This is a genomic window from Carboxydocella sporoproducens DSM 16521 (assembly GCF_900167165.1).
Taxonomy (GTDB): domain Bacteria; phylum Bacillota.
This window is the reverse complement of sequence record NZ_FUXM01000005.1, coordinates 101,802-110,797: the sequence shown is the minus strand read 5'-3', so window position 1 is coordinate 110,797 and position 8,996 is coordinate 101,802. Positions and strand designations below refer to the sequence as shown.

Sequence of the window (8,996 nt, the reverse complement as noted above, 5' to 3'; positions counted from 1 at the left end):
AACGCCGGGCGTATTCCAGGAAATCGAAGGGTGGCTAAGGCGAAGATTGCGGATGTGCGTCTGGAAACAATGGAAACGTGTCCGAACCCGATACCGTGAGCTGCGGGCCCTGGGCCTACCGGAGCGAGTAGTCCATATAATGGCTAATGCCCGTAAAGGCTACTGGCGAATGTCTCGACAATTAAATAACGCCCTGAACAATGCCTACTGGCAAAGTCAGGGCTTGAAGAGTTTGACTGAACGTTATCATCGCATTCGTCAAGCTTGGTGAACCGCCGTATACCGAACGGTACGTACGGTGGTGTGAGAGGACGGGGGTTAATCACCCCCTTCTACTCGATTTGCCTTCCCACCTAAACTTCGGTTAAACTACTACTGTAAGTAACCATGAAGGAGGCACAGGAATGAACATCTTGGATATACTGGGCCCGGTCATGATCGGGCCTTCCAGTTCCCATACAGCCGGTGCCGCTCGCATCGGCCGGCTGGCTGGCATTGTGCTGGGCGAGCCTCCGGCAGCAGCGGATTTTTACCTGCACGGTTCTTTTGCCGAAACTTATCAGGGCCACGGCACTGACCGGGCCCTGGTAGGCGGCCTGCTGGGTTTTGACACAGCCGATGAGCGGATTCGCCAGTCCCTGGAACTGGCCGCGGCGGCTGGCATCAGCATCTCCTTTAACCGCACAGATCTGGGGGATGTCCATCCCAATACCGTCAAAGCGATGGTGAAAGGGAAAAGCGGCAAGACCATCGACCTGGTAGCTTCTTCTATCGGCGGGGGCAATATCCGGGTTGTGGAGCTGCTGGGCTTCCCGGTGGACTTTTCCGGCCAGTTTCACACCATCATCATCCCCCACCGGGATCGGCCGGGACTGATCGCTGCTGTCAGCAGCCTGCTGGCCGAAAGGGGCATCAATATCGCCCAGATGAAGGTGACCCGGGAGCAACGGGGGGCGGAGGCCATCATGATCATTGAAGCAGACCAATCTTGTCCAACCGAGTTAGTGGAGCAGCTAGCCGCTATTCCGGATATCAGGGACGTTATCACTGTCAGGCCGTTATAAGGAAAGGAGCAACAGGAATGTTCAGCTACAACAAGGTTCAGGAATTGGTGGACGCAGCGGAAACCAAAGGGCAGAAGCTGTGGGAGGTTATTCTTGAGGACCAGGTTCATGTCCTGGGCCGAACCAGGGCAGAGATCTGGAATGAAATGGAACAGCGGTTGGAAGTGATGCGGGAAGCCCTTGCACGGGGCTTGAATGGGGACAACCTCTCTGTCAGCGGTCTGAGCGGCCGGGATGCCGGCAAGGTGAAAAGGGCGCTGGCAGCAGGGCGCCTGCTGGGGGGACCGGTGCTGGATGGGGCCATTATGAAAGCTCTGGCGGTGGCTGAGGTGAATGCGGCCATGGGCCGGATTGTGGCCGCACCGACTGCCGGATCCTGCGGGATTTTGCCGGCGGTGCTGTTCACTGCCGCCGATGTGCTGGGTTCGAGCCGAGAGGAGCAAGTGGCAGCTCTGATTACCGCTTCCGGTATCGGCATGGTCATCGCTCGCATCGCCGGCGTATCAGGGGCTGCGGGGGGCTGTCAGGCCGAATGCGGCAGCGCCTCGGCCATGGCAGCAGCAGCGGCAGTGGAGATGGCGGGAGGTTCACCAGCCCAGGCCGCCCACGCCTGTGCCATCGCTCTCAAGAATATCCTCGGTCTGGTCTGCGACCCGGTGGCCGGGCTGGTGGAAGTTCCTTGCATAAAGCGCAATGCTGCCGGTGCAGCCAACGCCCTGGTGGCCATCGATCTGGCTCTGGCTGGGGTTAAGAGCGTTATCCCGGTCGATGAAGTGATTTCGGCTATGTACCAGGTAGGACAGGCCCTGCCGGCTAGCCTCAAGGAAACAGCTTTAGGCGGTCTGGCGGCCACTCCTACCGGCTGCCGGCTGGCCCGGGAGCTAAGAAAAGGGGGAGAAGAATGAAAAAGCACTGGAAAATTTTATCCATCGCTTTAGCCCTGCTGGCTGCCATAGCCATCATCTGGCGGCTGCCGGGCCAGAGCGCTGAGTCACAACAGGCGGAGCTGGTGCCACCGCAACTGGCGTGGCTGCCCCGGGTAAAACTGGTATCGGGGCCGCCGGCCATCCAGCAGATTGCCATGATGCACGGTAAACCTCTGCAACTGGCCGAGGGCTATATTGCCATCTACCAGAGCGGGGACAGTGAGATTATGCTGTGGTTATCAGTATCCAATAACGAGGAAGAGGCGCTGAAACTGTTCCAGCAAATGGATGAAAAGATGCCGGCCAGTCAGGTCTTTACCGGCCGGCAGGAGCTGAAAATCAAAGGCCAGCAGGTGATTCGGGTAGAGGGTATGGGTCAGGAACATTATTACTGGGTACAGGGTAAGTACAACTACTGGGTAGCGGCCAACGGGGTGGCAGGCAGACAGGCGGTGGAGGAGTTAGTTGAGAAAAAATAAGTCATAAAATAATAACAAACAAATGTTTGAGTGTTTATTTGGAGTATGCTATAATTTTTTTGAGGAAGGAAATGGCATCATCTCCCTGGGGAGGGGGTGAAAGGATGTTTCCAAAGCGCAAAGAAACAAATATTAAAGGGAAAATACTTCTGATACTGTTATTGACTAGCATGTTGCTATCGATATTGAAAACAGGAATTCCCTTGACAATAAACATAACTCCTGCAGGGATTTATATCAAATTCAATTAAAACTATTTTATGTTTGAATCAACTTCAGCCATTTCCTTCCTCTTCTACCTTGAAATTTTTCTTGAACTATGTTATTATAGTTATGCGCTTTGGAAACATGTTGTCAAGGGAAGTGTTTTCCCGCAAAAGGCTGTTTGCACAGCCTTTTTTCTTTTTTAATCAATTAAACATAACCCCAAATCCAGTGCCCACTGGCGGGCCTGGGCCAGTTCGGTGCCGGTGATGCGCCGGCGCAGGGCCGGTTCCTGCCTGGCCTGAAAAGCAGGATAATATTGTCCCATGATATTGATGGCAGTATGGGGGGAGATTTCCTGAGCCAGGAATTCCACCACTGCCCTGGTACCGGCCAGATCCTCGGGCAGTACCAGGTGGCGAACGATGAGACCCCGGCGGGCTAGGCCCTGCCCATCCACCTCCAGGTCGCCAACCTGCCGGTGCATCTCCTTGATGGCCTTACGGGCAACGGCGAAATAATCCTTGGCATCGGCCAGGCGCCGGGAGACAGCGGGGGAGACAAATTTCAGGTCAGGCAGGTAGATGTCCACTACCCCTGCCAGCAGCCTGAGGGCGCTGACCTCATCATAACCGCCGCTGTTGTAAACCAGCGGGATAGTCAGGCCCCGGGCCGCGGCCAGCTCCACTGCTTCCAGGATGGTAGCGACGAAATGGGACGGGGAAACGAAATTGATATTGACACAACCCTGTTTTTGGAGATAAAGCATGATTTCCGCCAGCTCAGAACTTGAGACTTCTTCACCCGCATCCGCTTGACTGATGTCACAATTCTGGCAGAAAATACAACGCAAATTGCAGTTACTGAAAAAAATGGTGCCGGAGCCGCCCTGGCCGACCAGTACCTCTTCCTCGCCAAAATGGGGGGAATAGGAGGCGACCAGGGCCCGGGCGTCGGAACGGCAGTAGCCTTTCTGGCCTTCCAGTCGATTGACCCCGCAGTGGCGGGGACAGAGATGGCAGCTGGCCAGGGCAGCCCAGGCCTTTTCGGCCCGCTCTGCCAGCTGGCCGCTGGCGTGCAGTTGCCGGTAGGAGAGCGCTATGTCCATAATGATCTCACCTCACATGGGGCGGTTTGATGCCTGCCGCATCAAGGGCGATTTCATAACCATAGGCGGCCTGGCTGAAAAGGCGCTCAGCTTCAACCTGGGCCGTGCAATTCGGCCGGAGGCCAGCTGAGGGCGATGTTCTTGAAGCCGAGGGTGACGGTGGCCTCCTGGTGAACCTTGATTTGGGCCAGGCTGATGATGACATCTGCCTCTGCCAGCAGGCGGTTAACCTGCAGAACGGGTAAAAGGGGATGGTTCAATTTTAATTCTAGATAGGGCCCATAGTTTAAATCAACAAATTCCCCACCAGTTTCCTGAATGACATTGAGAAATCCCTGTTGTTGCAAAACCAGAGGAGTAGGGTCACCGCCCGAACCGGCCGCCACTACCAGGCGGGCAGGTTGAAAATCCTGCAGATACAGGAGCAAGCGCTGTAGAGTGCCGGGCCCGGTGATGGTGCCACTGGCTGGAGGCTGGTTTTTAACCAGATTAGGTACTACTACCACTGTATCCCCAGGGCGGAAGAGCTGGGTGTGGGGCAACAGTTCCAGAGCCTGGATCAGAGCATCTCCTTCGTAAGGATGGCGGGTAATGGCGATAAAAGGCTGATGAACGCGACGACGACGCTGATTCATGTTCTCGACCTCCTTCATCAAAGTATAAGGTGGACAGATTGACCGGGGAAAATGTACATTTACCCCAAAGTTGTTCTTGCCAAACAAACAATGTTCTGGTAAACTATTAACAGTAAATCCTTTAAGTTAGCCCGGGAGGCTAGCAAGGAGCTGTTTAACAGTACATAAGCTTTACTGGTACTGGGTAAACTGTGCCTGCTTGCTGAACTGGGCAAGCAGGCATTTTTGCTGGAGAGGAGGGAATCCTCGTGGAACTCAGGGAAAAGACCCAGCTCATGGATCCGGAAAGCATCCGCCGCGCTCTTACCCGCATTGCCCATGAAATAGTGGAAAGAAACAAAGGGGTGGAAAACCTGGCCCTGATTGGCATTCGCAGGCGGGGTGTGCCGCTGGCCGAACGGTTAGCAGCCAAAATTGCTGAATTCGAGGGAGTAGCTTTGCCGGTTGGATTGCTGGATATCACCCTTTACCGGGACGACCTGACCACCCTGGCCCAGCAGCCGGTGGTACATAAAACCCAGGTACCCTTTCAGGTAGAAGGAAAAAAAATTATCCTGGTGGATGATGTCCTGTTTACCGGTCGAACGGCCCGGGCTGCGCTGGATGCCATCATTGATCTGGGCCGGCCCCGCTTTATTCAGCTGGCCGTGCTGGTGGACCGGGGACATCGGGAGCTTCCTATCCGGGCTGATTTCGTCGGCAAGAATGTTCCCACCTCCCGCAAAGAGGTCATTTCCGTATATCTGCAGGAAATTGACGGGGAAGATAAAGTAGTTTTACAGGAAATAGTGGAGTAGCCCTTTAAAACTGGTCCTGTGAGGCCGGCAAGGGTGGATATACTAACCGTTAATGTCGGGTTAGTCTGCCTTCCTGCCCTTTCAGGCCGGAAGGCTTTTATTTTACATAGCAGAAGAGGAGGACTCATACATGAAGAAACGCTTTGATGTCCACGAAAGACCGCCAATAGGACAGGCCCTGGTCCTGGCCCTGCAGCATGTTTTCGCCATGTTCGGGGCGACGGTGCTGGTGCCTTTCCTGACCGGTCTGGATCCAGCAGTAGCCCTCTTTACTTCCGGGGTAGGGACTATCATCTTTCACCTCTTTACCGGCGGCAAAGTTCCTGCCTATCTTGGCAGCTCCTTTGCCTTTATTGCTCCTCTGGCAGCCTGGGTAACAGGGGCGAAAGACTTACCTGGCGCTATGGGTGGGGCTTTTGTGGCCGGTCTGGTTTATGTTCTGATGTTCTTTTTGATCCGTGCCTTCGGTACGGAATTCATTCACCGGCTGGTACCCAGTGTGGTGGTGGGTCCGGTAGTAATGATTATCGGTTTAAGCCTGGCAGGTGTAGCTGTCAACAACATGGCCTCCTTGCACTGGCCGACAGCCATCTTTACCTGTGTCATGGCTATCATTTTCAGCATCTTCGGCCGCGGTTTTATGAAAGTAATCCCTATTCTGCTCGGCATTATCTCTGGCTATATCTTCGCTATCGTTTGGAACATGGTGGAACCCACCACTATTGGTGAGAACATGAAACTGGTGGACTTTGCTCCCTTTGTCCAGTCGCTCAATCCTGATACATTGCTGGGTTATTTTCATCTGCCCCAGTTTGTTCTGCCCGGTTTCAAGATGGCGGCAATCTGGGCCATTGCACCTATAGCCCTGGTTACCATTATCGAGGACCTGGGCCATGTGCTGGTAATTGGCAATGTGACAGAACGGGATCTGATCAAGGACCCTGGTTTTGACCGGGTCTTGCTGGGGAACGGTCTGGCTACCTCCATTGCCTCACTGTTCGGTGGCCCGCCCAGCACTACTTACGGGGAAAATATCGGGGTACTGGCCATTACCCGGGTGTTCAGTTCCTTTGTTATCTGGTGTGCAGCCGGTATTGCCATCCTGTTGAGCTTTTTCAACCCGGTACGGGTGTTGATCAGCACCATTCCGGTGCCGGTGATGGGTGGAATTGTCATTCTGCTTTTCGGGATGATCGCTGCTGCCGGTATCCGCACCATGATTGAAGCTAAAACCGACCTGTCCAGTACCCGTAACCTGATTATTGTCTCCATCATCCTCATCCTCGGGGTAGGGCTGAAGGACCATGGGGTCAGCTATGCTACCCTGGCGGGGATTATCCTCAACCTGATTCTGCCCCAGGATAAAGTAGAAGATGATGCGGTTCTGACCTTAGAACCTGATACTGTAGAGGAAACAAAACGCCTGCATTAGGAAATACTCCTTTAAGGCAGTCCCGTGAGGCTGGCAAGGAGGGCAAAACAGGCGCGCTTGCTGCTGCCCTTCTCCGGCCTGCTGGGGGAGGGCGTTTTTTGTATAACCGGAAAGGAGGATGGACTATGGCCTGGCAACGCAAGGACCTGCTGGGTCTGGAGGACCTGAGCAGGGAAGAAATCGACCTGATTCTTGATACCGCTGACGCCATGAAGGATATTGTTCTACGCCCGATCAAAAAGGTGCCAACCCTGCGGGGGACGGTGGTACTGACTCTGTTTTATGAACCCAGTACCCGCACCCGTACTTCCTTTGAACTGGCGGCCAAGTATTTGAGTGCGGATACTGTCAATATTGCTACCAGTACCAGCAGTGTGACCAAGGGGGAATCCCTCAAGGACACGGTGCGGACCATCGAGGCTCTGGGTACGGATATTGTGGTTTTGCGGCACAGTGCCGCTGGCTCGGCGGCTCAGCTGGCTAGCTGGGTGAAGTGTTCGGTTATTAATGGGGGAGATGGTACCCATGAACATCCCACCCAGGCCCTGCTGGACATGTTCACAATCAAGCAGCGGAAAGGAACTATCGCCGGACTGACAGTGACCATTGTGGGGGATATCCTGCACAGCCGGGTGGCCCGCAGCAATATCTGGGGCTTGACCAAAATGGGAGCCAGAGTGCGGGTGGTAGGGCCGGCCACTCTGTTGCCCCGGGAGATCGAAAAACTGGGGGTAGAAGTCTATCATAGCCTGGAAGATGCTCTGCCCGGGACGGATGTCATCAATGTCCTGCGCATCCAGCGGGAAAGGCAACAGGCCGGCTTGTTCCCCAGCCTCAGGGAATATGCCTGTCTCTATGGTATCAACCGGGAGCGACTGGCCCTGGCCCGGCCGGATGTGCTGGTTTTGCATCCTGGTCCGATGAACCGGGGCGTGGAAATCAGCCCGGAGGTGGCGGAAGGGCCCTGGGCGGCCATTGAGGAACAGGTAACCAATGGGGTGGCTGTCCGCATGGCGGTTCTGTATTTGCTCAAGGGGGTGCATTCAGATGCTGCTCATTAAAGGAGCGGAAATAGTTAACCCGGCGGGTAGTTATAGCGGCAAAGGGGATATCCTGATTAAGGAGGGGAAAATAGCTGCCATTGGCCCGGAACTTCACCTGGAAGGGGTGCCGGTACTGGCTGCCGGGGGATTGCTGGCCTTTCCCGGCTTGATTGATGTCCATGTCCATCTCCGGGAACCGGGACAGGAGGCCAAAGAGACCATAGCCAGCGGAACCCGGGCAGCGGCGCGCGGTGGCTTTACCGCTGTAGCCACCATGCCCAATACCAGCCCCCCGGTGGACCGGGCCATTCTGGTGGAAGGGCTGCGGGCCAAAGCGGAACGGGAAGGGGTGGTACGGGTTTATCCCGTTGCCTGTATCACCAAAGAGCAGGCCGGAGAGGAGATCACAGAAATGGCCGACCTGGCGGCTGCTGGAGCAGTAGCCTTTTCCGATGATGGACGGCCGGTGCCTTCTGCGGCGGTGATGCGGCGGGCTTTGGAGTATGCTAAAATGGTAGGCAGGCCCGTTCTTTCCCACTGTGAGGAACCGACCCTGGCCCGGGGTGGGGTGATGCATGAAGGTTACTGGTCTACCCGCCTGGGGCTCAAGGGGATTCCGGCAGCGGCGGAGGAAATCATGGTGGCCAGAGAGATAATGCTGGCCCGGGAGACCGGGTGTCCTGTCCATCTCTGCCATCTCTCCACTGCTGGCAGTGTGGAGCTGTTGCGCTGGGCCAAAGCCCGGGGTATACCGGTAACAGCGGAAGTAACTCCCCATCATCTGACTTTAACAGCAGCGGCGGTAGCTGGTTATGATACCAGTACCAAAGTCAATCCGCCCCTCAGGGGGGAAGAGGATCTGACTGCTTTAAAACAAGCTTTGGCCGAGGGGATTATAGATATTATCGCTACTGACCACGCCCCCCACACCAGGGAGGAAAAGGAACAGGAATATGATCTGGCTCCCTTTGGCCTGGTGGGGCTGGAAACGGCGCTGGCCCTCTGCTGGCAGGAGCTGGTTGGAAAGGGCATCCTGACCCCGGCCCAGCTGGTAGAAAAAATGGCGGTCAATCCGGCCCGCCTGCTGGGCATTGAGGGAGGGCGGCTGGTGGAAGGAGCTGCGGCTGACCTGGTGCTCTTTGACCCGCGACGGGTAGAGACGGTAACTGCCGAAAGCCTGGTCAGCAAAGGCAAGAATACCCCTTTTCTGGGCTGGACTCTGACTGGCTGGCCGGTTACCACTATTGTCGGAGGCAAACTGGTCATGCAGGAGCGCAAACTTTTGGTCTAATTCAGCAAGGGAAGGAG

10 protein-coding genes are annotated in these 8,996 nt (G+C 55.5%); 8 read left to right on the top strand and 2 right to left on the bottom strand.

Annotated elements, in window-relative coordinates:
* The 4 genes from B5D20_RS03690 to B5D20_RS03675 form a co-directional block, all read left to right on the top strand.
* Nucleotides 1-271, top strand: a 271-nt coding sequence (locus tag B5D20_RS03690; RefSeq protein ID WP_278308353.1) for a group II intron maturase-specific domain-containing protein, incomplete at its 5' end; no start/stop codon positions are given.
* Between the two features lie 133 nt (nt 272-404).
* A complete protein-coding gene (gene sdaAB, locus B5D20_RS03685) occupies nt 405-1,064 on the top strand; it encodes an L-serine ammonia-lyase, iron-sulfur-dependent subunit beta (protein ID WP_078664869.1) in 660 nt (219 codons plus the stop codon).
* Nucleotides 1,065-1,081: 17 nt separating this feature from the next.
* Complete coding sequence (gene sdaAA, locus B5D20_RS03680) at nt 1,082-1,969, top strand: L-serine ammonia-lyase, iron-sulfur-dependent, subunit alpha (protein WP_078664868.1); 888 nt, start codon at nt 1,082-1,084, stop codon at nt 1,967-1,969.
* On the top strand, nt 1,966-2,469 hold the full coding sequence (locus B5D20_RS03675) for a hypothetical protein (protein ID WP_078664867.1): 504 nt from the start codon (nt 1,966-1,968) through the stop codon (nt 2,467-2,469). Before sdaAA ends, B5D20_RS03675 begins: the two co-directional genes overlap by 4 nt.
* 406 nt (nt 2,470-2,875) lie before the next feature.
* On the opposite strand, the gene B5D20_RS03670 is transcribed toward B5D20_RS03675, so the two are convergent.
* Together B5D20_RS03670 and B5D20_RS03665 are read right to left on the bottom strand one after the other, a co-directional pair.
* Nucleotides 2,876-3,781 carry a radical SAM protein gene (locus B5D20_RS03670; RefSeq protein WP_078664866.1) on the bottom strand — a complete coding sequence of 302 codons (906 nt, stop codon included), beginning with the start codon at nt 3,779-3,781 and terminating at the stop codon, nt 2,876-2,878.
* Nucleotides 3,782-3,873: 92 nt separating this feature from the next.
* A complete protein-coding gene (locus B5D20_RS03665; protein WP_107758354.1) occupies nt 3,874-4,416 on the bottom strand; it encodes a DUF362 domain-containing protein in 543 nt (180 codons plus the stop codon).
* A gap of 248 nt (nt 4,417-4,664) precedes the next feature.
* Here B5D20_RS03665 and pyrR point away from each other — a divergent pair, with 248 nt between their 5' ends.
* The 4 genes from pyrR (at nt 4,665) to B5D20_RS03645 (ending at nt 8,979) form a co-directional block, all read left to right on the top strand.
* A complete protein-coding gene (pyrR, locus tag B5D20_RS03660; protein ID WP_107753288.1) occupies nt 4,665-5,213 on the top strand; it encodes a bifunctional pyr operon transcriptional regulator/uracil phosphoribosyltransferase PyrR in 549 nt (182 codons plus the stop codon).
* 130 nt (nt 5,214-5,343) lie between these two features.
* Complete coding sequence (locus tag B5D20_RS03655) at nt 5,344-6,645, top strand: uracil-xanthine permease family protein (protein ID WP_078664864.1); 1,302 nt, start codon at nt 5,344-5,346, stop codon at nt 6,643-6,645.
* A 125-nt stretch (nt 6,646-6,770) separates the two neighbouring features.
* Entirely contained in the window at nt 6,771-7,706 is a 936-nt protein-coding gene (locus B5D20_RS03650) for an aspartate carbamoyltransferase catalytic subunit (RefSeq protein ID WP_078664863.1), read from the top strand.
* A complete protein-coding gene (locus B5D20_RS03645) occupies nt 7,693-8,979 on the top strand; it encodes a dihydroorotase (protein ID WP_078664862.1) in 1,287 nt (428 codons plus the stop codon). Before B5D20_RS03650 ends, B5D20_RS03645 begins: the two co-directional genes overlap by 14 nt.
* Nucleotides 8,980-8,996 lie beyond the last annotated feature (17 nt).